Annotated in this window: 22 protein-coding genes; 12 read left to right on the plus strand and 10 right to left on the minus strand. The window is 74.3% G+C overall.

Translation table 11 applies throughout. The annotated features are described in order from the left end of the window. Window positions 1-503 precede the first annotated feature (503 nt). Entirely contained in the window at window positions 504-1,733 is a 1,230-nt protein-coding gene (locus AB3388_RS14575) for an HNH endonuclease signature motif containing protein (RefSeq protein ID WP_495405998.1), read from the plus strand. Between the two features lie 135 nt (window positions 1,734-1,868). Here AB3388_RS14575 and AB3388_RS14580 read toward each other — a convergent pair whose 3' ends face one another. The 5 genes from AB3388_RS14580 to AB3388_RS14600 all read right to left on the minus strand — a co-directional run bounded on the left by AB3388_RS14580 (window position 1,869) and on the right by AB3388_RS14600 (window position 4,945). Continuing rightward, window positions 1,869-2,225: an arsenate reductase family protein gene (locus AB3388_RS14580; RefSeq protein ID WP_495405999.1), complete on the minus strand. Its 357-nt coding sequence runs from the start codon at window positions 2,223-2,225 to the stop codon at window positions 1,869-1,871. Between the two features lie 14 nt (window positions 2,226-2,239). Further along, window positions 2,240-2,653, minus strand: coding sequence for a RidA family protein (locus AB3388_RS14585; RefSeq protein WP_495406000.1), 414 nt, complete (start codon window positions 2,651-2,653; stop codon window positions 2,240-2,242). Next, window positions 2,650-3,408, minus strand: coding sequence for an SDR family NAD(P)-dependent oxidoreductase (locus AB3388_RS14590; protein WP_495406001.1), 759 nt, complete (start codon window positions 3,406-3,408; stop codon window positions 2,650-2,652). Before AB3388_RS14590 ends, AB3388_RS14585 begins: the two co-directional genes overlap by 4 nt. After that, a complete protein-coding gene (locus tag AB3388_RS14595) occupies window positions 3,405-4,235 on the minus strand; it encodes an enoyl-CoA hydratase family protein (RefSeq protein WP_495406002.1) in 831 nt (276 codons plus the stop codon). Before AB3388_RS14595 ends, AB3388_RS14590 begins: the two co-directional genes overlap by 4 nt. 80 nt (window positions 4,236-4,315) lie before the next feature. Continuing rightward, on the minus strand, window positions 4,316-4,945 hold the full coding sequence (locus AB3388_RS14600) for a DUF2278 family protein (RefSeq protein WP_495406003.1): 630 nt from the start codon (window positions 4,943-4,945) through the stop codon (window positions 4,316-4,318). A gap of 101 nt (window positions 4,946-5,046) precedes the next feature. Between AB3388_RS14600 and AB3388_RS14605 the strand changes: the two genes are divergently transcribed. Beyond that, a complete protein-coding gene (locus AB3388_RS14605) occupies window positions 5,047-6,048 on the plus strand; it encodes an NAD(P)H-dependent glycerol-3-phosphate dehydrogenase (RefSeq protein WP_495406004.1) in 1,002 nt (333 codons plus the stop codon). A 75-nt stretch (window positions 6,049-6,123) separates the two neighbouring features. Further along, window positions 6,124-7,551 carry a DUF2252 domain-containing protein gene (locus tag AB3388_RS14610; RefSeq protein ID WP_495406005.1) on the plus strand — a complete coding sequence of 476 codons (1,428 nt, stop codon included), beginning with the start codon at window positions 6,124-6,126 and terminating at the stop codon, window positions 7,549-7,551. 13 nt (window positions 7,552-7,564) lie between these two features. Here AB3388_RS14610 and AB3388_RS14615 read toward each other — a convergent pair whose 3' ends face one another. Further along, on the minus strand, window positions 7,565-7,945 hold the full coding sequence (locus AB3388_RS14615; RefSeq protein WP_495406006.1) for a hypothetical protein: 381 nt from the start codon (window positions 7,943-7,945) through the stop codon (window positions 7,565-7,567). A 36-nt stretch (window positions 7,946-7,981) separates the two neighbouring features. After that, window positions 7,982-9,205, minus strand: a complete 1,224-nt coding sequence (locus AB3388_RS14620) for a YbfB/YjiJ family MFS transporter (protein WP_495406007.1) — start codon at window positions 9,203-9,205, stop codon at window positions 7,982-7,984. Between the two features lie 148 nt (window positions 9,206-9,353). On the opposite strand from AB3388_RS14620, the gene AB3388_RS14625 reads away from it, so the two are divergent. From AB3388_RS14625 to AB3388_RS14640, 4 genes are all read left to right on the plus strand, one after another. Continuing rightward, window positions 9,354-9,653, plus strand: coding sequence for an antibiotic biosynthesis monooxygenase family protein (locus AB3388_RS14625; protein WP_495406008.1), 300 nt, complete (start codon window positions 9,354-9,356; stop codon window positions 9,651-9,653). A gap of 63 nt (window positions 9,654-9,716) precedes the next feature. Continuing rightward, window positions 9,717-9,908, plus strand: a complete 192-nt coding sequence (locus AB3388_RS14630; protein WP_495406009.1) for an antitoxin — start codon at window positions 9,717-9,719, stop codon at window positions 9,906-9,908. 157 nt (window positions 9,909-10,065) lie between these two features. Next, window positions 10,066-11,577 (plus strand): flavin-containing monooxygenase, encoded by a 1,512-nt coding sequence (locus tag AB3388_RS14635; RefSeq protein ID WP_495406010.1) that lies wholly within the window; start codon window positions 10,066-10,068, stop codon window positions 11,575-11,577. Between the two features lie 56 nt (window positions 11,578-11,633). Beyond that, window positions 11,634-12,449 carry an alpha/beta fold hydrolase gene (locus AB3388_RS14640; protein WP_495406011.1) on the plus strand — a complete coding sequence of 272 codons (816 nt, stop codon included), beginning with the start codon at window positions 11,634-11,636 and terminating at the stop codon, window positions 12,447-12,449. A gap of 15 nt (window positions 12,450-12,464) precedes the next feature. On the opposite strand, the gene AB3388_RS14645 is transcribed toward AB3388_RS14640, so the two are convergent. After that, complete coding sequence (locus AB3388_RS14645; RefSeq protein WP_495406012.1) at window positions 12,465-13,271, minus strand: aldo/keto reductase; 807 nt, start codon at window positions 13,269-13,271, stop codon at window positions 12,465-12,467. A gap of 15 nt (window positions 13,272-13,286) precedes the next feature. Next, window positions 13,287-15,629: an ATP-binding protein gene (locus tag AB3388_RS14650; RefSeq protein WP_495406013.1), complete on the minus strand. Its 2,343-nt coding sequence runs from the start codon at window positions 15,627-15,629 to the stop codon at window positions 13,287-13,289. 129 nt (window positions 15,630-15,758) lie between these two features. Between AB3388_RS14650 and AB3388_RS14655 the strand changes: the two genes are divergently transcribed. From AB3388_RS14655 to scpC, 4 genes are all read left to right on the plus strand, one after another. After that, entirely contained in the window at window positions 15,759-16,286 is a 528-nt protein-coding gene (locus AB3388_RS14655; RefSeq protein WP_495406014.1) for a cupin domain-containing protein, read from the plus strand. Window positions 16,287-16,296: 10 nt separating this feature from the next. Continuing rightward, window positions 16,297-17,751 (plus strand): protein adenylyltransferase SelO, encoded by a 1,455-nt coding sequence (locus AB3388_RS14660; RefSeq protein WP_495406015.1) that lies wholly within the window; start codon window positions 16,297-16,299, stop codon window positions 17,749-17,751. A gap of 44 nt (window positions 17,752-17,795) precedes the next feature. Next, on the plus strand, window positions 17,796-18,590 hold the full coding sequence (locus tag AB3388_RS14665) for a crotonase/enoyl-CoA hydratase family protein (RefSeq protein WP_495406016.1): 795 nt from the start codon (window positions 17,796-17,798) through the stop codon (window positions 18,588-18,590). 63 nt (window positions 18,591-18,653) lie between these two features. Further along, on the plus strand, window positions 18,654-20,177 hold the full coding sequence (scpC, locus tag AB3388_RS14670; RefSeq protein WP_495406017.1) for a succinyl-CoA:acetate CoA-transferase ScpC: 1,524 nt from the start codon (window positions 18,654-18,656) through the stop codon (window positions 20,175-20,177). A gap of 3 nt (window positions 20,178-20,180) precedes the next feature. Here scpC and AB3388_RS14675 read toward each other — a convergent pair whose 3' ends face one another. Further along, entirely contained in the window at window positions 20,181-20,819 is a 639-nt protein-coding gene (locus AB3388_RS14675) for a TetR/AcrR family transcriptional regulator (protein WP_495406018.1), read from the minus strand. Window positions 20,820-20,986: 167 nt separating this feature from the next. Here AB3388_RS14675 and AB3388_RS14680 point away from each other — a divergent pair, with 167 nt between their 5' ends. After that, window positions 20,987-22,636 carry an MFS transporter gene (locus AB3388_RS14680; protein WP_495406019.1) on the plus strand — a complete coding sequence of 550 codons (1,650 nt, stop codon included), beginning with the start codon at window positions 20,987-20,989 and terminating at the stop codon, window positions 22,634-22,636. The last annotated feature ends 3 nt before the right edge of the window (window positions 22,637-22,639 follow it).

Below are 22,639 nucleotides of genomic sequence, written 5' to 3' on the forward strand. Positions count from 1 at the left end.
GCTACCCGGCCGGCGGATGCCACGAGACCGCGAATCTCGGCGCGCGGGAGGAGTAGCCCTGAGCCCGCCCGTCGGTCGAGCCATCGAATCGCCCAAGACGACCCACTCTGGGCGACTCGGAGACCACCTCGCGGCGCGGATGGGGCGTCCCTATAGCCGCCCTCGGGGCGAGCCGGCACTCGCTCATAGCGGCCCACTCAGGGCCACGGAGGATTTCCCGGTCAGCGCACCCTCCTGCGGGGCAACGGTGTGCGCTGAGGCCGGGCTTCACGCTCTCGAACCCGGCCTGAGCGCACACCGTTCGGCTGTCTCTTAAGCCGCCTTTGGGGCGAGGAAGGGATGCCTGACGGGCACCTGGATCTGGAGTCACGGCGGGCTCATGGGCGCATGCGCAATCCCTTCTCGCGGTCTGTGGACAGGCGGCTGACCTGGGGATTCAGGTCGCGAGACACTCCTCGGAGCGGTATGCTTCGAACGTCTGATCGAGTATCGGGGAGGTGTTCGTGGACGAGTTCACGTCGGTGCTTGACGCCCTCGCCGACGAGGACCTCCACGCGCTGACCGGGCCGCAGCTGCTCAACCGCACCGCCGACCTGGTGGCACAGCAGAACCGGATCGCCGCCGAGCTCGCCCGCACCGTGCGCACCGCCGAGAACAAGCAGGCGTTCACCACCGATGGGATGGCCACGGCACAGTCCTGGCTGCGCGGGCACTGCCGGTTGTCCAGGGCGGCGGCCGCGCAGGTGGTGCGCACCGGCCGGGCGCTGGAACAGCTCCCGACGGTGGAGGAGCAGCACGCCGCCGGGGGGCTGACCGCCGATCACGTGGACCTGATCGGCAAGATCACCGGCCCCCGGTACGCCGGGCTGATCGAGGCCCAGGGCGGCACCGTGGCCGGCGTCGGCGAGGTGCTCGCCCGCTTCGCCGCCGGACATCGGCACGACGAGCTGGTCCGCCTCGTGCACACCGTGCTCGAGCGGCTCGACGCCGACGGCCCCGAACCCGATCCCACCGAGGAACGGTTCCTCTCCTTCGCCAAGCACGCCGACGGCTCGGGCACCGGCCGCTTCCACCTCGACCCGGTCGGCATGGAGAAGCTGCAGGCCGCGATCGAGTCACTGCTGCAGGCCCACCGGCCGGCCGGCGATGCGCGCACCCGGCCCCAGCAGCAGGCCGACGCCCTCGTCCAGCTGGCCGACATCCATCTCGGCTGCGGCACCCTGCCGCTGCTGCGCGGCGTCAAGCCCCAGGTCGCGGTCCGGGTGAGCAGCGAGGACCTGGCCGACCCGGCCACCGGCAGGGGCGCCGCCCGGGCCGGGTTCGGCGCGATCTTCTCCGCCGCCCGCGCCCGCCAGGTGGCCTGCGACGCCGAGCTGCGCCGCTACCTGCTCTCCGCCGACGGCGAACTGCTCGACTACGGCCGCGCCCAGCGGCTGGTCACCCCCGGCCTGCGCAAGGCCGTCGAACTCCGGGACGAGCACTGCGTCTTCGCCGGCTGCGATGCCCCGACCTACTGGTGCGAGGTTCATCACGTCGTGCATTGGCTCTTCGGCGGCGAGACCAACCCGGAGAACAGCGCGCTGCTGTGCGAGCGGCACCACACCCAGGCCCACCACGGCTTTCGCGTCGAACGAGACAGCAGCGGACGCTGGCACACCTACCGCCACGACGGCACCGAGATCCTGGTGCTCCGCCCATCGGCCGACGACCCGGAGCTCGCCCGAGCCGGCTGACCGGGACGTCGTCGGGTGCCCGGTCCGAGACCCCGACCCACTGCCCAGTCCCCCGCCGAGTCACCAGGCGTAGGGACGAGTGCGGCGTGGACGTGGAGCACGCCCGAGCCTGCGAGCACGAGCGTCGGGTGCCGGCTACGAGGAGGCGTCCAGTGCGCGGCGGACGGCGTCCTCGGAGCGGCCGACCACGGTGGTCCCGTCGTCCGCGGTGATGATCGGCCGCTGGATGAGGATCGGGTTCGCCGCCATGACCTCGAGCCAGCGGCGCCGGTCGCGGGGCAGGTCGGCGAGCCCGAGCTCGGCGGCCACAGGCTCGTTCGTCCGGGCGACGTCCCACGGGTCGAGGCCGAGCCGTTGCAGAACGGCGTCGAGCTCGTCGGCGGTCGGCGGGTCATCGAGGTACCGGCGCACGGTGTACGTCGCGCCGGCGTCGTCGAGCAGCTCGGTGGCGGACCGGCACTTCGAGCAGGCCGGGTTGATCCAGATCTCCAACGAAGAACTCCTCCTCAGGCAGGGACCTCGGGCGGGATCTCGGCGACCCCCTGCACCTCCACCAGCGCGTCGTCGTCCCAGAGCCGGGCGACGCCGATCCCGGCGGTCGCCGGGTAGTTCCGCCCGGCCAGCCGGCGCCAGACCTCACCGATCTCCCGGGCGTGCGCCCGGTAGTCGGGGACGTCGACGATGTAGATCGTCAGGCTCGCCAGGTGCTCCGGCCCACCGCCGGCGGCGCGCAGCGCGGTGAGCAGGTTGCCCAGCGCCCGCTCGAATTGCTCGACGATGGTGCGGCCGGCGATCCGCCCCTCGGCGTCCAGCGCGGTCTGCCCCGCCAGGTGCACGGTCACCGTGCCACGGGCCCGGACGGCGTGCGCGAACCCCGACGGCCGCGCCAGCTCCGGCGGGTTGATCCGCTCGAGGCTCATGACTGCACCGTCCCGCCGTCGACGTTGACGCCCTGCCCGGTCACCGCCGCGTTGCCCACACAGAAGAGCACGGCGTCCGCCACCTCCTCCGGATCGACGAACCGGCCGATCGGCTGCCGCCGCGCCAGCACCGTCCGCGCCTCGTCGGGCGTGCGCCCGGACCGCGCGGCGATCGCCTCGACGTTCCCGTCGGTCATCGGGGTGTCGACGTAGCCGGGGCAGACAGCGTTCACCGTCACCCCTGTGCGGGCCAGCTCCGCGGCGGCGGAGCGGACCAGCCCGAGCACCCCGTGCTTGGCCGCGGTGTACGCCGCGACCTGCGCCTCGCCGCGCTTGGCCACGACGGAGGCGACGACGACGATCCGGCCCCAGCCGTGCTCGAGCATCGGCGGCAGCACCCGGCGGACCAGCCGGAACGGCGCGGTCAGGTTGAGCTCGAGCATGCGGGCCCAGTCGTCGTCCGACGTGTCGACCAGCGACGCGGCGAACCCCGCGCCGGCGTTGGAGACGAGCACCTCGACCGGCCCCCACTCCTGCTCCACCCGCGCGACGGCGGCGTCCACCTGCCCCGCGTCGGTCACGTCGGCGGCCACGCACAGCGCCGGGGACGGCAGCCGGTCGCGGACCGACCCGAGCGCGGCGCCGTCCCGGGCCAGCAGGGCGACCCGGTGCCCGTCGGCCGAGAGCCGGGCCGCCACCGCGGCGCCGATGCCCCGGCTCGCGCCGGTGACCAGGCAGGTGCGCGGGTCGGTCACGTGCCGGTCCACCGGGGCGGACGGCGCTCGGTGAACGACGCGTGGAACTCCGCGTGGTCGTCGGTGGTCATCAGCAGCGCCTGCGTCATGGCGTCGAGCTCCATCGCTCCCGCCAGCGACATGTCCAGCTCGCGGGTGATCAGCGCCTTGGTCTGCGCGTAGGCCAGCGCCGGCCCGGAGCCCAGCCGCGCGGCCAGCCGGGCCACGGCGTCGTCCAGCTCGTCGTCGGCGACCAGCTCGCTCACCAGGCCGTACCGGTCGGCGGTCGGCGCGTCGATCGTGTCGCCGAGCATCAGCAGCTGCGTGGCCCGCCCGGCGCCGACGACGCGCGGCAGCAGGTAGGCCGCCCCCATGTCGCCCCCGGAGAGCCCGACCTTGGTGAACAGGAACGCGAACCGGGCGGACGCGGTCACGATCCGGAAGTCCGAGGCGAGAGCCACCACCGCACCGGCTCCGGCGGCGATGCCCTGGATGCCCGCGACGATCGGCACCGGCACCTCGCGCATCGCCCGGATGAGGTCGCCGGTCATCTTGGTGAAGGCCATGAGCTCGCGGGGGCGCATGCGCAGCAGCTCGCCGATGATCTCGTGCACGTCCCCGCCGGCGCAGAACGCCTTGCCCTCGCCGCGGATCACCAGCACCCGGACGTCGTCCCGGTACGGCAGCTGCAGCACCAGGTCGCGCAGGTCGGCGTAGCTCTCGAAGGTCAGCGGGTTGAGCTTCTCGGGCCGGTTCAGCGTGACCGTGGCGACGCCGTCGGCGACCCCGAACCCGAAGTGCTCCCACTCGTCGGTGAGCGCGACCGACGCCCTGAACCGGTTGCCCATGCCGATCGGCCTCCTCGCCCGGCGCCGAGCCGCCTCCGGCCGTCCCGGGAGCTGCGAGGGTAGCGCCCGCGGGACGGTCGTCAGCTCGACGCGACTCCCCGGGCGTAGCCCGTCCCGCGCGGGTGACCGTCGTCGTCGGTGGCGGCGGCCTGCGTCGAGAACTTGGACAGGAAGACGTCGAACCGGCCGTCCGAGCGCTCGGTCAGCGTCGCGCCGTCCTGCCAGATGCCGTTCTCCTCCCACCACTGGCTGCCCGCCGGATCGCCCTGGTTCTGGTGCACGTTGTGCACGCCCAGCCCGGTCTCGAAGGGTTCCCCGAAGACCAGCGTCCGGCGCCCCGGGACCAGGATCGTCTCCAGGGCCTCGGCGGCCTGCAGGTGCGAGCCCGTCGTCCAGTCGGCCTCGGACCGCGGGGCCAGCGCCGGGTGCCGCTGGTAGTCCAGGGCGCCCGAGTCCGGGGCGCGCGGCAGGTCGTGCAGTCCGGGCGGGAGCGCGGGCACCGGCCCGAGCGCGGCGGGCGGCAGGATGAGCACCTGCCACTGCACCCCGACGGCGGACATCTTGCTGTCGACGTCCACGGCGCACCGGTACCGGCCCGGTGGGGCGTCGACCTCGAGGTTGACGTGGAACCAGCGTCCCTGCTCGTCCGGCCGGTCGCGGAAGGAGCGGTGCAGGACGCCGGCGAGCACGCCGTAACGGTTCAGCGGCACGGTCCGCCAGCCTAGGGCGCGGTTGGCCAGGGACTGGTCCGGCCGCTGGTCCGCGACCATCCTGTGCGGGCCGGTGATCGTCCACCCGCGAGGAGGCGTCGATGAGGATGACCGTGCTCGGGGCCGGCTCGTGGGGGACGACGGTCGCCTCGCTGCTGTGCCGGCGCGACCACAACGTCCTGCTCTGGGCACGCAACCCCGCCGTCGCCACGGAAGTCGCCGACCAGCGGACCAACGCCGCCTACCTACCGGGCGCTCGGCTGCCGGCACGGCTGCGGGCGACGGCCGACCTCGAGGAGGCCTCCCGGCACGCCGAGGTGCTGGTGGTCGGCGTACCGACCGGCGCCTTCCGGGAGACCCTCGAGAAGGTGCGGCCGGACCTGGCGCCCTGGATCCCCGTGGTGAGCCTCAGCAAGGGCCTCGAACGGGACACCCACCTGCGCATGACCCAGGTGATCAAGGAGGTGCTCCCCGGAAGGCCGGCCGCCGCGCTCACCGGGCCGAACCTGGCGAAGGAGATCATGTCCGGCCAGGCGGCCGCCAGCGTGATCGCGACGGAGGACCTCACCGTCGCCGCGGCGTTGCAGCGGGAGATGAACCGCGGGATGTTCCGCGTCTACACCCACCACGACGTCGTGGGGTGCGAGATCGGCGGCGCGCTCAAGAACGTGGTCGCCATCGCCGCCGGCATCGCCGAGGGCCTGGGCGTGGGCGACAACACGCGGGCCGCCGTGATGTCCCGCGGTCTGGCCGAGCTCACCACGCTCGCCGTGGCGATGGGGGGCGAGCCGGCGACGCTGGCCGGGCTGGCCGGCATGGGCGATCTGGTGGCCACCTGCATGAGCCCCCAGAGCCGCAACCGCCACGTCGGCGAGCAACTCGGCCGGGGGCGCTCCCTGGACGAGGTGCTGGCCGAGATGCGCATGGTCGCCGAGGGCGTCAGGACCGTCGCCACGGTGGTGGAACTGGCCGACCGGCACGGGCTGCGCATGCCGATCGCGCGGACGATCCACGACGTCGTCAGCGGCCGGATCCGCGCCGCGGACGCCTACCGCGGCCTCACCCGTTCCGTGCCCGCCGGACACGAGTCCCAGCCCGGCTGAGTGCGTCGTGGTCGCGAGCGGATCCGGGAACGGACTCCCCTGGCCCGCGGACCCCGCCGCTGCGAGGCTGCGCACATGACCGGGCAGCAGGGTGTGCGGCGGGCGCACACCGTCCTCGCGTCCGCCGACGACCGCGGGTTCTCCTCGTTGCGGGACAGCCCGCCGCCGCGCTCGGCGCGCTACGCGCTGGGCCGGGAGCTCCGCCACACGACGCCCCGCAGCTCGCTCGGGGACTGGACTGCCCCGCCGGACCGCATGGACGTCGTCGACCAGGTGATCCGGTCGCACGAGGGACGGCTGGACTGGCTGATCCCCGTGCGCGTCGGCCGGATGATCGCCTCCCCCTTCGCCTTCCTGCGGGGCGCGGCCAACGTGCACGCCGCGGACTTCGCCTGCCTGCCGGCCACCGGGATCACACCGGTCGCGTGCGGCGACGCGCACCTCGGGAACTTCGGGTTCTACGCCTCCCCGGAGCGCGACCTCGTGTTCGACCTCAACGACTTCGACGAGGCGCACCCCGGCGCGTGGGAGTGGGACCTGCGCCGGCTGACCACCAGCGTCTGGGTGGCCGGCCGGGAGGCCGGGGCGCCGGAGGCCGCCTGCGGCGACGCGGTGACCCGCTGCGTCGAGGAGTACCGGGTGCAGATCGCCGCCCTGGCCGAGCAGCCGCTGCTCGCCCGCTCCTTCGAGCACCTCGACGTCGACCGGATGCTGCGGGCGGCGCCCGGCACGGGCCTGCGCGCCGAGATCGAGACGGCGGCCCGGCGGGCCCGCAAGCGCACCAGCGACCGCGCGCTGCCCCGGATCACGGAGCACCGCGACGGCGCGCGGCGGATCGTCACCGAGCCGCCGCTGATCACCCGGCCGCGGCCGGAGGAGGCCGAGCAGCTCGCCGAGGCGCTGGACGCCTACCTGACCACGCTGCCGCCGCACTGGGCGCGGGTGGTCAGCGGCTACCGCCTGGTCGACATCGCGCACAAGGTGGTCGGCGTCGGCTCGGTCGGGCTGCGGGCGTGGGTGGCGCTGTGCGAGGGCAGCAGCGCCGACGACGTGCTGTTCCTCCAGCTCAAGCAGGCGCGGCGGTCGGTGGTCGCGCCGTTCGTGCACGGCGAGTCGGCGTGGCACGCCCACCAGGGCCAGCGGGTCGTGGAGTACCAGCAGGCGGTGCAGACGGTGAGCGATCCGCTGCTCGGCTGGACCAGCGCGGGCGACGTCCAGTACTACGTCCGCCAGTTCCGCGACATGAAGGGCGCCATCACGATCGCCGGCATCGACGCCGGCGCGCTCGTCGCCTACGCCGGCATCTGCGGCTACCTGCTGGCCAAGGGGCACGCCCGTACCAGCGGGGCGTCGATGATCGCGGGCTACCTCGGGGGCGGCAGCAAGGTGCGCCAGGCCCTCTGCCGGTTCGCCCGCGCCTACGCCGACCAGACCGAGCGCGACCACGCCGCCCTGGAGGACGCCGTCCGGCGGGGGATCCTGCCGGCCGAGACGGGCATCTGAGCACGGCCGCGTCTCACGTCGCGTCGAAGTAGGTCACCTGCTCCGGCTCGGCGGTGAACGGGTTGGCCCACTCCGACGGCGCACCGGTGATCGGCTGCGCGTCGGTGACGACGACGAACGGCGTGCCCGGGTAGACGGCGAGCACCCGCGAGGACGACGACAGGTCCTCGGTGCGCTCGATCAGCTCGCCGCGGCGCAGTTGCTGCGTCGTCCGCCGGCCGCGGAGCTCCTCGCCCACCTCGGCGACCCACCGGGCCCCGTCGTGGGCGAAGGCGATGGAGTGCACGCGCCGCCCGGCCGGGGCCGGCTCGCAGCCGGCGAACTCGGCCAGGGCGTCGTAGAGCCGCTCGGCCTGCTCGTCGTCGCTCGCCCGCGGGAGGAAGAAGGCCACCATGCCGCCATCCTCGCGGGCGGCACCGACAAGGCCGCGTCAGGTCACCTCGGGCGCGCTGCCGCGGGGCACCGCGGCCGCACCGCGTCGCGGGAGGGTCGCCGACGCGGCGGCGCCGACGAGCGCCGCGCCGGCCGCGACCAGGAACGCCGTCGTGAAGCTGCCCGTCCGCTCGGCGATCCACCCGCCGAGCTGCGGGCCCACCAGCTGGGCCAGCCCGAACACGAGGGTGACCGCGCCGAAGGCCGCGGCGAACCGGCGGGGGTCGAGGTAGTCGGCGAGATGGGCGGCGAGCACCGCCGGGGCCCCGGACATCGCCAGGCCGAACAGCAGGGCCGAGAGCACCGCCCACGGCTCGGCGCCGATCGGGACGAGCAGCACCGCCGCGGTCATGCCGACGTAGGCCCCGGTCATGGCCGCGCGCCGGCCGACGGCGTCCGACCAGCGGCCGAGCAGCACCCCGCCGGCCATGATGCACACCCCCACCAGGGCGAACACCGCCGACGCGTGGCCGGAACCGAAGCCGGCGTCGTCCTGGTACGCGGCGACGAGGAAGGTCATGTAGATCGCGACCGCCAGGCCATACCCGCCGTAGGAGACCGTCGAGCCGATCCAGCCGGGGACCGCCCGCAGCGCCGAGATGCGGACCGGACCGGAGACCGGGGTGACCGGCGGCCGCAGCCACCGCGCCGCCGCGGCCGCCACCACCGCGGCCAGCACGGCCTCGATCCCCCACACCTGGCGCCACGCATCGGCGCCGGCGACGGCGTGCACGACCGCGGTCAGCGCGCTGCTGGCCGCCACGCCCACCCCGACGCCGCTGCCGGTCAGCCCGATGGCCAGGCCGCGGCGCGCGACGCGGACGGCGGAGCCGGCGATGCCCGGCGCCGGCACCCAGATCATCGCGCCGGCGAATCCGGTCACGACCATGCCCACCACCAGGACCGGCACCGACGGCGCCGACGCGAGGACCACCAGCCCGGCGGTGCTGATCAGCAGGCCCAGCCGCACCGAGGTCGCCGGCGCCAGGCGGCCGGCGGTGAGGCTGACCAGCAGCGTCCCGGCGAGGTAGGCGGTGAGGTTCAGCGTGCCCAGCAGTCCGGCGACGGCGTAGGAGTGCACCAGCTCGGCGTTGACGGCGGGCAGCAGCAGCGCGTACCCGAAGCGCCCGAAGCCCTGGGCGACGCCTGCGGCCAGCACGAGGACCGGCAGGAGGACCCGTGGCCCGAGGGCGGGGCTGCCCTGAGCACGGAAGGGGCGCACCGGCGAAGCGTAGGCCGCCCGCGGGACGGCGGCCTGCCGATCGCTGTCCTTGCCGTCCGCGGCCCGGCCTGGGCAGACTCGGCGTCCCTCAGCTTCCGCCGAGGACGACGCCGAGGACGACGGGCAGGCGATCGCGATGATGACGGTGGTGACCACGACCCGGCTGCGGCCCGGCGACGAGGCGGAGTGGGACGACGCCATGCGCGCACGGTTCGACTCCGCCCGGGAGCGGCCGGGCTGGATCTCCGGCCAGCTGCTCACCTCGGACGACGAGAGCGCCACCCGCGTGATCGTCGGGACCTGGCGCAGCCGCGAGGACTGGGAGGCGTGGCACTCCGACCCCGCCTTCCTCGACCAGCGGGAGACGCTGCAGCGCCTGGAGGAGGAACCCAGCCGCTCGGAGTGGTTCCGGGTGGTCGCCGACGCCCGCGCCGACAACCCGGCCTGACGCATCGACCGCTCCCGGACCGGGTAGTGCCGGAGCCCACCAGCGAACCGGGAGGAGTGCGGCATGGACCTCGGCGGCCTCGGGGACAAGGCGAAGGAAGCGCTGAACAGCGAGCAGGGCGAGCAGCGCAGCGACCAGGCGCTGGACAAGGCGGAGGAGTTCGCCGACGAGAAGACCGGCGGCAGGTTCGACCAGCAGAGCGACAAGGCCGGCGACCTCGCCGACGAGCGCATCGGCCAGCAGGACACGGAGTAGCCCGGCGCCTGACGGCGACGGCAGATCGCAGCCCCCACGGTCCCCGCGGCCGTGGGGGCTGCGGCGTGTCGCGGAGCCTGTGAGTGGGATTCCGGTTCGACCGGTTGCGCTATAGCGTTTGTGACCTCCATCACGGCCAACGAGCGGAGGCTCCAGCATGACCACGACCGAGCCGGTGAGCATCGCCGAGCGCAGCGACCAGTCCGGCGTGGAGCACGTCGACGTCCTCGTGATCGGCGCCGGCGTGGCCGGGATCGGCGCCGCGTACCACATGCGGCAGCAGTTCCCCGACCAGTCCTTCGTCGTCCTCGAGGCGCAGGACAACCGGGGCGGCACGTGGTGGACCCACCGCTATCCCGGCGTGCGCTCGGACAGCGACCTGTTCACCTACGGCTACCGGTTCAAGCCGTGGCGAGGACCCTCGATCGCGGGCGGACACGAGATCCTCGACTACCTCGACGAGGTCATCGAGGAGAACGACCTGGCGCAGTACATCCGCTACCAGCACCGGGTCACCACGGCGAGCTGGTCGAGCGAGGACCGGCAGTGGACCGTGGAGGTGACCCGGGCCGACACCGATGAGCAGCTGCGCTTCACCGCGAACTTCCTGTGGATGTGCCAGGGCTACTACAACCACGAGAAGCCCTACCAGCCGAAGTGGGAGGGCATGGACCGGTTCCAGGGTGTGATCGTGCACCCGCAGTCGTGGCCGGAGGACCTCGACTACACCGGCAAGCGGGTCGTCGTCATCGGCTCGGGGTCCACCGCGTCGACGCTGATCCCGGCCATCGCGGAGAAGGCCGAGCTCACGACGATGCTGCAGCGCTCGCCCTCGTACTACTTCGCGCCGCCGATCACCCACGAGCTGGCCATCCAGCTGCGCGCGCTGGACATCCCGGAGGAGTGGACGCACGAGATCCTCCGCCGCCAGTACATCTCGCAGTACCAGTGGCTGGCACGGACCTCGCTCGAGGCGCCCGAGGAGCTGCACACCTTCCTGCTCGACGAGATGCGCCCGCTGCTGCCCGAGGGCTTCGACATCGAGAAGCACTTCACGCCCCGGTACCGCCCCTGGCAGCAGCGCATCGCGATCGTCCCGGAGGGCGACATGTTCACGGCGCTGCGCGAGGGCAGGGCCGCGATCGTCACCGACACGATCGAGACGTTCACCGAGAAGGGCATCCGGGTCAGCTCGGGCGAGGAGATCCCGGCCGACATCGTGGTCACCGCCACCGGCTTCAACCTCTCCGCGTTCGGCGACATCGCGTTCACCGTCGACGGCGAGCCCGTCGACTTCCCCGCACGCGTCACCTGGCGCGGTCTGATGATCAGCGGCGTGCCGAACATGGCCTACGTGTTCGGCTACTTCCGGCACAGCTGGACGCTGCGCGCGGACCTGGTCAGCGACGTGATCTGCCGGCTGTTCGAGACCATGGCCGCCAAGGGGGCCACGATGGTGGTCCCGACGCTGAGGCCGGAGGACGCGGACATGCAGATCCGCCCTTGGTCCGACCCGGAGAACTTCAACGCCGGCTACGTCATGCGCTCCCAGCACGTGCTGTTCAAGCAGGGCGACCGCGAGCCCTGGACGCACATGATCGAGCACGAGGAGGAGCAGGTGACCCTGCCCAAGGCCGACCTCGAGGACGGCACGCTCGTCTACAGCTGACCCTCCGCCCCCATCCCCTGCCCGCCCGTATCCCCAGACATCGAGGAGCCCCCACCATGCCGCAGACGGCCTGCCGGACCGGAGTCACGCTGAACTACGAGATCAGCGGCGAGGGCGATCCCCTCGTCCTGATCATGGGGACATCGGGATCGATCCCGCTCTGGGGCGAGATCATCCCGCGGCTGTCCCAGAGCTACCGCGTGATCGCCTTCGACAACCGGGGCCTGGGGGGCAGCGAGCGGGGCGAGGGGGCGATCACCGCCGCGTCGATGGCCGAGGACGTCTCCGCGCTGATGCACGCCCTCGAGATCCCGAAGGCGCACGTCATGGGCTGGTCGCTCGGCTCCGCGGTCGTGCAGGAGCTGGCGCTGGCCCACCCGGAGCAGGTGGCCAGCGCGATCATGTACGCCACCTGGGGGCGCTGCGACGGGCTGCAGCGCTCCGTCTTCACCGCGCTGCGGCTGCCCTACGCCGTCCGTGACATGGAGGCGGCGCTGGGCGCGGCGGGCCTGGCGTTCTCCCCGCAGCTGCTCGACCACCCGGACTTCGCGGCGATGCTGGAGCCGATGCTGCCGGCGTTCCCGCAGACCGAGGAGCAGATGCAGGTCACGGTCGAGCAGTGGGACGCCGACCTGGCGCACGACACCCTCGACCGGCTCGGCGAGATCACCGCGCCGACCCTGGTGATCGTGGGCGAGCAGGACCTGCTGACCCCGCCCTGGCAGTCGAAGGCCGTCGCCGACGCGATCCCCGGCGCCCGCTACGAGCTGGTGACCGGGCCGGGGTCGAGCCACGGCATGCACGTCGAGCGCCCGGACGACGTGGTGCGGATCGTCACCGCGTTCCTGGACGACCACAAGCTGCAGGCCTGACCGGCCGGCGGGGCGTCACCGTGCCCCGGCCAGGCGGAGCACCAGCGCCCGCTCCTCCGGCCCGAACCACGGTGGCGCCCCGGCGGCGGCGTTCTCGGCGAGCCGGTCGGGGCGGGCGGTGGCGGCCAGGGACACGGTGACGCGCGGATCGGAGAGCCCCCACGTCAGCAGGGCCTGCGCCCAGGTGGTGACGCCGAAGGGCCGCAGCGGCGCGAGCTCGGCCGGGCCGGGCGGGCGGCGCAGCAGCCGCCCCTCGCCGAGCGGGCGCATGAGCAGGACGCCGAGCCCCAGCTCCTCGGCGAGCGGCAGGATCGTGCGCTCGACCGCGCGCTGCTGCGGGTTGTACGGCACCTGGACGGCGTCGATGCGGCCCGTGGCCATGAGCTCGGCCAGCTCCGGCAGAGCCGCCTCCGAGTAGTGGGTGGCCCCGATCAGGCCGACCTCGCCGCGGTCCCGGGCCGCCTCGAGCATCGGCAGGTGCGCGCGCCAGGCCACGAGGTTGTGGATCTGCATCAGGTCGACCCGCCCGCCGTACCACTGCACGGCGCGGGCGAGCTGGGCCGCGCCCTCCTCCGGGGACGGCGTCCAGATCTTGTCCGCGACGACGACCCGGTCGCGGCTGCCCTCCAGCGCGTCGGCGAGCAGGCGCTCGGCGGCGCCGTACATCGGCGAGGTGTCGACGAGCCGGATGCCGGCCGCGACGGCGGCGCCGACCAGGTCGCGGTGCCGTCCGTCGGCGGCGGCCGCCTCGAGCCGCCGCCAGGTGCCGAGCCCGATGACCGGCACGGCGTCCCGGCCGCGGCCCAGGCTGCGCTGCTCCAAGGTCGCCCCCTCCCCCTACCGGCCGCCGGCGTCGGCCAGCGCCTCGTCGAGCACGACGTCGGCCGGCAGGTCCCGCCCGCGGCGCAGCGCCTCGTCGAACGCCGTCCCCAGGGCGGCGCGGCCGCCGGCCAGCGTCTTGTCCTTGAGCTCCGGATCCGGCAGGTAGTAGTGGTAGCCGCTGCCCCAGGAGCTGCCGAGCGCGGCCTCGGCGGCGCCCAGGAGCAGCGCGGCGCGCTCCCACCGCCCGGCCTGCCCCTCGAGGACGGCGAGGGCGTCGAGGAAGTAGGCCGTGTTCGCCCGGTCCCCCGTCTCCCCCGACAGGACGACGCCCTCGCGCAGCATGCCCCGGGCGACGTCGAAGCGGCCCTCGGTGGTCGCGGCCTGGGCCAGGTTGTAGAGGGCGACGTAGGTGACCAGCCGGTCGCCCCGCCGGCGCGCCGCCGCGAGCCCCCGCTCGAACAGGGCGGTCGCCGCGCCCGGGTCCCCGGTGACCAGGCGGACGGTGCCCTGCCACACGAGCAGCAGCGAGCGCAGCCAGTCGGCGTCGGCGCGTTCGGCCAGCTCCAGCGCCTCGCGGAGGTACTCCTCCGCCCGCGCCAGCTCCCCCGTGGCCATCGCCACCAGGCCGAGGCCGGCGGCGCCGTTGGCCTGCATGGCGACCTCGCCCGAGCGCCGCCCGCAGGCGAGGGTCTCGGCCCACCGGTCGGCGGCCACGGTGTAGTCGCTCTCCACGTAGGCCAGCGCGGCGGCCGTCGTCGACGCCATGGCGCGGACGGCGTCGTCGAGGTCGGCGCGCAGCGCGGCCTCGGCCCACTCCCGCCCCTGCCGGTCACCGCCGCGCAGCCACCAGGCGAGCCACATGGCCCAGCACATGCGGGCGGCGGTCGCCGCGTCGCCGGCGCGCAGCGACTCGGCGATGGCGTGCCGGATGTTGCCGTCCTCGGTCCCGAGGCGGCGCAGGACGTCGACCGCCGCGCCGGTCTCGAACGCGGGATAGGCGGCCTCGACCAGCCGGAGATAGCGGGCGGCGTGGGCCGCGGTGACCAGCGGCCGGTCCTCGTCGGCGAGCAGGGAGTCGGCGTACTGGCGGATCGGCTCCAGCATCGAGTACCGCACGTCGCCCGCGGCGTCGTGCACGGCGGCGACGAGCGAGTGCTCGACGAGGTTGCCCAGGGCAGCCAGGACGCCGGCGGGCGCCGGCGCCGGCGCGGCCACCTCCTCCGCGCCCTCCAGGTCGAAGCCGCCGGCGAAGACGGCCAGCCGCGGGAGCAGCGCCCGCGCGGCCGGCTCGAGCAGGTCGAAGCTCCAGTCCAGCGTGGTGCGCAGCCCGCGCTGGCGGGCCGGCAGGTCCAGCGTCCAGCCGGTGGCCAGCGCCTGGTCGAGCCGCTGCAGCAGCGCCGACGGCGACAGGATCCGGACGTTGGCGGCGACCAGCTCGAGCGCCAGCGGCAGCCCCGAGAGCCGCCAGCAGATCGCGGCGATGTCGCCCGCGGTGGCCGGGGTGACCTCGAACGAGGGCAGCACCGCCCGCGCCCGGGACACGAACAGCTCGCCGGCGGCCGACGCCGTCACGTCCTCCGGGGCGGGGTCCTGCGTCGTCGAGGGCAGCGGGAGCGGCTCCACCACCCGCTCCTGCTCGCCCCGCACCCGCAGCGGCGCCCGGCTGGTGACCAGCACGGTCACCTCCGGGCAGCCGGCGAGGACGTCGGCGACCGTGCCCGCGGCCGCGGTGAGGTGCTCGAAGTTGTCGAGGACGAGCAGCAGCTCCAGCGGCTGCAGCAGCTCGATGAGGGGCGTGACCGCGTCGGCCTCCCCCGGCCGCAGCTCGCGAAGGCCGAGGGCGCGGGCCACCGCGGCCGGCACGGCGGCGGCGTCGGCGACCGGGGCCAGCGGGACGAACGCGACGCCGTCCCGGAACCGGGACGCCGCCCGCCGCGCCGCCTCGATCGCCAGCCGCGTCTTGCCCACGCCCCCGGGCCCGGTCAGCGTCAGCAGCCGCGGCCAGGGTCCGGTCAGCAGCGCGCCGATCTCGGTGAGGTCGCCGGCGCGCCCGATCAGGGACGTCGCCGGTGTGGGCAGGCCGAGCACCGGGGCGGGCGCATGCGCGGGCTCGGCGGCTCCCCCGTCGAAGAGCCACGCCCGGTCGGCGTCGGAGAGCGCGAGGGCGCCGGCCAGCGTCCGGACCGTGTGCGGATAGGGCCGCCGCCGCACCCCGCGCTCGAGCGCGCTGATGCCGTTGACGGAGAGGCCGGCCCGGTCGGCCAGCTCCGCCTGCGTCATCCGCGCCGCCTCGCGCAGCGCGCGCAGCCGTTCCCCGAAGGACGTGTCCCCCGCTTCCGACGCCCCCGTCACCGGCACGGGCCGAATGCTAGGCCGACCTGGGCGCACATCGGAGGTGTGCGGGTGGTGTGTGGGTGCTGACCGTTCCACCCGGCCACCCCGGCGGACGAGGGTGGACGTCGTACCGAGCACAGGAGGAGCCAGCACGTGACGTCGACCAGCCGGCAGGCGGTGTGCCTCGCCGCGGACCCGGAGACCGCCGTCCGCCTGCCGTGGGGCGACCGGATCGCCGAGGTGGTGCCGGTGAACCTGACCAGCGGCGCCTTCTCGTCCTTCCTCATCGACGCCGCGCCGTCCCCGGACCGGCCGGCCTACGTGCACCACGGCGCGGACGAGGCGTTCGTGGTGCTCAGCGGCACCGCGACGTTCGCCGTGGCCGGGGACGACGACTACGCCGAGCTCGGGCCGGGCGCGGCCGTCTACGTCCCGCGGGGCGTGCGCCGCTCGTTCCGGACCGGACCGGCCGGTGCCCGGCTGCTGGTCACCCAGACGCCGGGCTGGAAGGGCCCGTGCGCGCAACCGGCCGCCGATCCCGACGGCGAGGCGCTCCGGCAGCTCGCGGTCACGCTGGCCGGCTGCGGGATCGAACTGCTCGCGTCCCCGCCCCCTGACCCCGGGCGGGCGACGTCGGGTGGCCGGTCGCGGCCGCGGCTGCCGGTGCTGTCCGCGCCGTAGTCTCGATGCGGTGAGCGTCGCACCCGCACCGACCGTCGCCCTGGGCGAGCGCTTCGCCCGCGAGCTCGGGGAGCTGGCCCTCCCCTGGCAGGCCGATCCGGCGCCCGATCCGCGGCTGCTCGTGCTCAACGAGCCGCTGGCCGCCGACCTCGGCCTCGACCCGGCGTGGCTGCGCGGCCCCGAGGGCGTGCGCCTGCTGGTCGGCAACCAGGTGCCCAGCGGCGCCACCCCGGTGGCGCAGGCCTACGCCGGGCACCAGTTCGGCTGGTACGCCCCGCGCCTCGGCGACGGCCGCGCCCTGCTGCTCGGCGAGCTGGTCGACGCCGACGGCCGGGAGCGCGACCTGCACCTCAAGGGCTCCGGGCGCACGCCGTTCTCCCGCGGCGCCGACGGGCTGGCCGCGGTCGGCCCGATGCTGCGCGAGTACGTGATCAGCGAGGCGATGCACGCCCTCGGCGTCCCCACGACCCGGTCCCTCGCCGTGGTCGCGACCGGGCGGCAGATCCGCCGCGAGGCCCTGGTGCCGGGCGCCGTCCTCGCCCGGGTGGCCGCCAGCCACCTCCGCGTGGGCAGCTTCCAGTACGCCCGCGCCACCGGCGACCTCGACCTGCTGCGCCGGCTCGCCGACCACGCGATCGCCCGCCACCACCCGGCCGCGGCCGAGGCCGAACGCCCCGCCGTGGCGCTGTTCGAGGCGGTGGTCGCCGCCCAGGCCTCGCTGGTCGCGCGGTGGATGCTCCTCGGCTTCGTGCACGGGGTCATGAACACCGACAACATGACGATCTCCGGCGAGACCATCGACTACGGGCCCTGCGCGTTCATGGAGGCCTTCGACCCGGCCACGGTCTACAGCTCGATCGACGACAGCGGCCGGTACGCCTACGGCAACCAGCCGCTCGTGGCCGAGTGGAACCTGGCCCGCTTCGCCGAGGCGCTGCTGCCGCTGTTCTCCGACGACGGGGAGCAGGCGATCGCGCTCGCGCAGGAGGCCCTCGGCGGGTTCCGGCGGGAGTACTCCGCGGCGTGGTCGGCGGGCATGCGGGCCAAGCTGGGCCTGCCCGAGGGCGCCGACGACGCGCCGCTGGTCGACGACCTGCTCGCCCTCCTGCAGGCCGATCACGTCGACCACACGTCGTTCTACCGGGCGCTCGCCGGAGCGGCCCGCGGCGACGTCGACCCGGCGCGCAACCTCTTCCTCGACCTGGCCGGGTTCGACGGCTGGCTGGCGCGGTGGCGTGCCCTGGAGCCCGACGCCGACGCGATGGACCGGGTCAACCCGGTCTACATCCCGCGCAACCACCTGGTCGAGGAGGCCCTCGCCGCCGCGACCGACGGCGACCTGGCGCCGCTCGGCCGGCTGCTCGACGCGGTGCGCGCCCCCTACGACGAGCGCCCCGGCCTCGACCGCTACGCCGCCCCCGCCCCGCAGGACTTCGGCGCCTACCGCACCTTCTGCGGGACCTGACCCCGGCGTTTGACAGTGCCGTCACCCGCCCGTAGACAGCGAGGGTGGACGACGAGCAGCGCCGGGTGGCGCTCGAGGTGGCCGACGGCGTGGCGGTCGTGCGGCTGGACCGGCCGGAGAAGCTCAACGCGCTCGATCCGGCGATGTTCGAGGCGATCGTGGCCGCCGGCACGGAGCTGAGGGACCGCGACGACGTCGGCGCCGTGGTGCTCACCGGCGCCGGCCGGGCCTTCTGCGCCGGGCTGGACTTCGGCTCCTTCGCCGCGATGGCCGAGGGCGGCGGCCGGCGGGTCGTCGTCCCCCGGCCGGCGCTGGGCGCCGCGAAGGCCCTCGGCCAGCAGGCCGTGCACGTCTGGTCGCTGGTCCCGGCGCCGGTGATCGCCGCCGTGCACGGGTTCGCCTTCGGCGGCGGGCTGCAGATCGCCCTGGGCGCGGACATCCGCATCGTCGCCCCCGACACCCAGCTGTCGGTCATGGAGATCCAGTGGGGGCTGGTGCCCGACATGTGCGGGACGCAGCTGCTGCCCGAGCTGGTCGGGCGGGACGTCGCCAAGGAGCTCGCGCTCACCGGGCGGAAGGTGTCCGGCCGCGACGCCTCGCGGCTGGGCCTGGCCACCCGCGAGGCGGCGGACCCGCTCGCCGAGGCGCTGGCCCTGGCGGGCGAGATCGCCGGGCACAGCCGCAGCGCCACCCGCTCGGTGAAGCGGCTGGTGGACCTGGCCGGCCGGGTCGACCTGGCCGAGGGCCTGCAGGCCGAGCAGGACGCGATCGGCGCTCTGATCGGGTCGGAGGAGCAGGCCGCGGTGGTGCGCCGGAGGCTGGGGACGCCGGCCGGGTAGCGCCGCGCCCGTGCGGGTAGGTCCGCGTCGTCCGGCAGCCGATCACCGGGAAGGTGATGTGCCATGGGGGGAAACGGACGGATCCGGCACCCGGGGCTGGCGCGCAAGGTCGTCCCCGCCGAGGCGGCCGCGGCCATGATCCGGCCCGGCGCGACCGTCGGGATGAGCGGGTTCACCGGCGCCGGCTACCCCAAGCAGGTGCCGCTGGCCCTCGCGCGGCGGATCGCCGAGGCCAACGAGGCGGGCGCGCACTTCCGGATCAACGTCTGGACCGGTGCCTCGACCGCGCCGGAGCTGGACGGCGCCCTCGCGGCGGCCGACGGCATCGAGCTGCGGCTGCCGTACCAGTCGGACCCGGTCAGCCGCGAGAAGATCAACAACGGCTCGATGGAGTACATCGACGTCCACCTCTCGCACGTCGCGCAGCTGGTGTGGGAGGGCTTCCTCGGGCACCTCGACGTCGCCCTCGTCGAGGTCAGCGGGATCGACGCGGACGGGTCCCTGGTGCCGTCGTCGTCCGTCGGCAACAACAAGACCTGGATCGACCAGGCCGACGCGGTGATCCTCGAGGTCAACTCCTGGCAGAGCGCGGACCTCGACGGGATGCACGACATCTACTACGGCACCGCGCTGCCCCCGAACCGGCGGCCGATCCCGCTGGTCGAGCCGGGTGACCGGATCGGCGAGCCGCACCTGCGCTGCGACCCGGAGAAGGTCGTCGCGGTCGTCGAGACCGACGCCCCCGACCGCAACACCGGCTTCGCGCCGCCCGACGAGACCTCCCGGCGGATCGCGGGGCACCTCATCGAGTTCCTCGAGCACGAGGTGGCGCGCGGCCGCCTGCCGGAAGGGCTGCTGCCGATCCAGTCCGGGGTGGGCAACGTGGCGAACGCGGCGCTCGCGGAGCTGGCGCAGTCGCGGTTCGAGAACCTCACCGCGTACACCGAGGTGATCCAGGACGGCATGCTCGGCCTGCTCCGGAGCGGGGCGTTCTCGGTGGCGTCGGCGACCGCCTTCTCGCTGAGCTCCGAGGCCGTCGTCGACTTCAACGACCACGCGCGCGACTACCGGGACAAGATCGTGCTGCGCCCGCAGGAGATCAGCAACCACCCCGAGCTCGTGCGGCGGCTGGGTGTGCTGGCCATGAACGGGGTGATCGAGGCCGACCTCTACGGCAACGTCAACTCCACTCACCTCATGGGCAGCCGGATCCAGAACGGCATCGGCGGCTCCGGCGACTTCGCCCGCAACGCCTACATCTCCTTCTTCGTCACCCCGTCGACGGCGAAGGGCGGCGCGATCTCGAGCATCGTGCCGATGGTCTCCCACGTCGACCACACCGAGCACGACGTCCACGTGATCGTCACCGAGCAGGGCCTGGCCGACCTGCGCGGGCTGGCGCCGCGGCGCCGCGCCCGCGTGCTGATCGACCGGTGCGCGCACCCGGACTACCGACCGCTGCTCGAGGACTACGTCGAGCGGGCGCAGTCCGGCGCGTACGGCCGGCAGACGCCGCACCTGCTCGAGGAGGCGCTGAGCTGGCACGCGCGCTACGTGCGGACGGGCAGCATGACGCCGTCCGCCTGATCGTCAGCCCGGCTGCTCCCCCGCCGCGGTCCCGTCGCCGGACAGCAGCCCCCACCAGCTGTCGCTGAGCACCTCGATCATCGAGTCGAGCTCGGCGCGGTCGCGGCCCCGCGCCCAGGTGCGGGCGACGTGGTCGAGCTGGGCGAAGGCGAGCACCCCGCGCATGTGCCGCGTGCCCGGCGCGAAGCGATCGGCCTGGTCCAGGCCGGTCTCGATGTCGGACGCGACCTCCTCGATCCACTGGTCCACGAGCCCGCGCAGCTCCGGATCGACGGCGGCCGCCTCGAACGCCGCGTTCGTGTACGGCCGGATCGTGTCCCACTGCTTGGACCGCTCGAGCAGCCACGCCCGGATCGCCTCCCGGGTGCCCTCGCGGACGGCGCCGACCAGCGCGTTCTCGGTGGTGCCGTGTCCCGGGTCGCTGATCCGCTCGAGGATCGAGTTGAGCTCGGCGATCAGCTCCCTCATCAGGTCGCTGCGCGACGGGAAGTACGCGTAGAAGGTCACCCGCGTCGTCCCGGCCGCGGCCGCGATGTCGTCGACCGTCGTCGCCGCGTAGCCCTTGGCCTCGAACAGCTCGAGGGCGGTCGACAGCAGCAGTCGCCGGGTCATCTCCTTCTGCGCCGCACGCAACCCCGCCATGTTCCCCAGCGTATGGCAGCACTCTGCCGGGATCGCCGGACACGGCGAACTTTTTCTTGACACTGTGTAAAGCAAGCTGGCATGGTGCCAATCGTTCCCGTGACCGCCGCCACATGGCGGGCGCGGCCACCGCCCCCTGAAGTTCCCGACTCTCGAAGGAGAGAGCCATGCCCCCGAGCAGTAGGGCGACGAACTCGACGACGGCCGCGCGTCCGCGGGTCGCCGGGACCCTGGCCGCGGCCTGCGTCGCCGTGCTGGTGGCGCAGGTCGCCAACGCCCTGCCGGCGTCGCTCAACGGCCTGTTCCAGTCCGACCTGCAGACCACCGGGTCGCAGCTGACCTGGATCACGGCCGCGTTCATGATCGCGGTGGTCGTCTTCGAGCTCACCTTCGGCGTGCTGGGCGACCTGTTCGGACGGCGCCGGCTCCAGGCGTACGGCGCCGCGCTGCTGGTCGTCGGCTCCGTGGTCAGCGCCGTCGCGCCGGTGGTCCAGGTGCTCTGGGTCGGGGCCGCGCTGAACGGCCTCGCCGCCGGCGCGATGTTCCCCGCCTCCCTGGCCCTCGTGGCCGCGGTGACGCACACGCCCGGGTCCCGGGCCCGCGGCATCGCCCTGTGGGCCGGCTTCCTCTCCGCCGGCGCCGCCGTCTCCCCGCTGCTCGGCGGGGTGTTCGCCGAGGTGGGCTCGTGGCGGGGGTCGTTCCTCATCGTCGCCGGCCTGGCCGTGGTCACGGTCGTCGTCACGATGCTGCTCTCGGCGGAGTCGACCGCGCCCGAGGGCCGTGGTCTCGACTGGCCCGGGCAGGTGACCTTCGCGGTCGGGCTGATCGCCGTCCTCTACGCACTGGTGCAGGGGGCCGAGGACGGCTGGACGCAGCCGCACATCCTCCTCGCGCTGCTCCTCGGTGCGGTGTTCCTCGTCGCGTTCGTGGTGGTGGAACGCCGGGTGGCGACCCCGCTCCTCGACCTGGACATCTTCCGCAACCGGGCCTTCTCCGTGGCCTCGGTCGTGACCGTGGTCGGCATGTTCGCCTTCCTGGGCTCGTGCTTCGCGTTCAGCATCTGGCTGGGCGCGGTCCAGCACCAGGCGCCGGCCCGGGTCGGCCTGCCGCTGCTGCTCATCCAGGCCCCGGCCTTCGTGCTGATCCCGGTGATCTCGCGGCTGCTGGCGCGGGTCAGCGCGCGGTGGCTGCTCACCGTCGGCTTCGCACTCATGGCGGTGGGCGCCTGGCTCGCCTCCGGGCTGGACGTGCAGGACACGAGCCTGCTGCCGATGGTGGCGCCCGCGCTGCTCATCGGCGTCGGGTTCGCCCTGTCGGTCAGCTCGTTCACCGCGGTGGCGATCAACACCGTGCCGCTGCACCAGGCGGGCATGGCCAGCGCCACCACCAACCTGCTGCGCGACCTCGGCTTCGCCCTGGGGCCCATCATCGTGGGCGCCGTCGCGCTGAGCACCGCGGGTGAGAAGCTGGGCGCCGCGCTGGCGACCACAGACCTGCCCCCCGACCAGGGCGGCGCCGCCGAGGCGGTGTTCCAGGCGGGCGGGCCGCTGGCGGTCAACGGGCTGCCGCCGGAGGCGCCGGGCGCCGCGGCCCACGGCCTGGCGCTCGACGCCCTCGGCAGCGGGTTCTCCACGGCGTTCGTCGTCTGCGCGACCGCCGCGCTGGCGGCCGCGCTGCTCACGCTGGTCGGCCTGTCCGGCCGCACCCGCGACACCGAGCCGACCGCGGAGTCGCTCCACGACCCGCTGCACCCCGAACTGCCCGGCGAGCTCCCGGCGTCGCGCACTGAGCGGCCCCTGGCCACGGACGGAGTCTGAGCA

The organism is Geodermatophilus sp. SMS 5-13 (assembly GCF_059428245.1).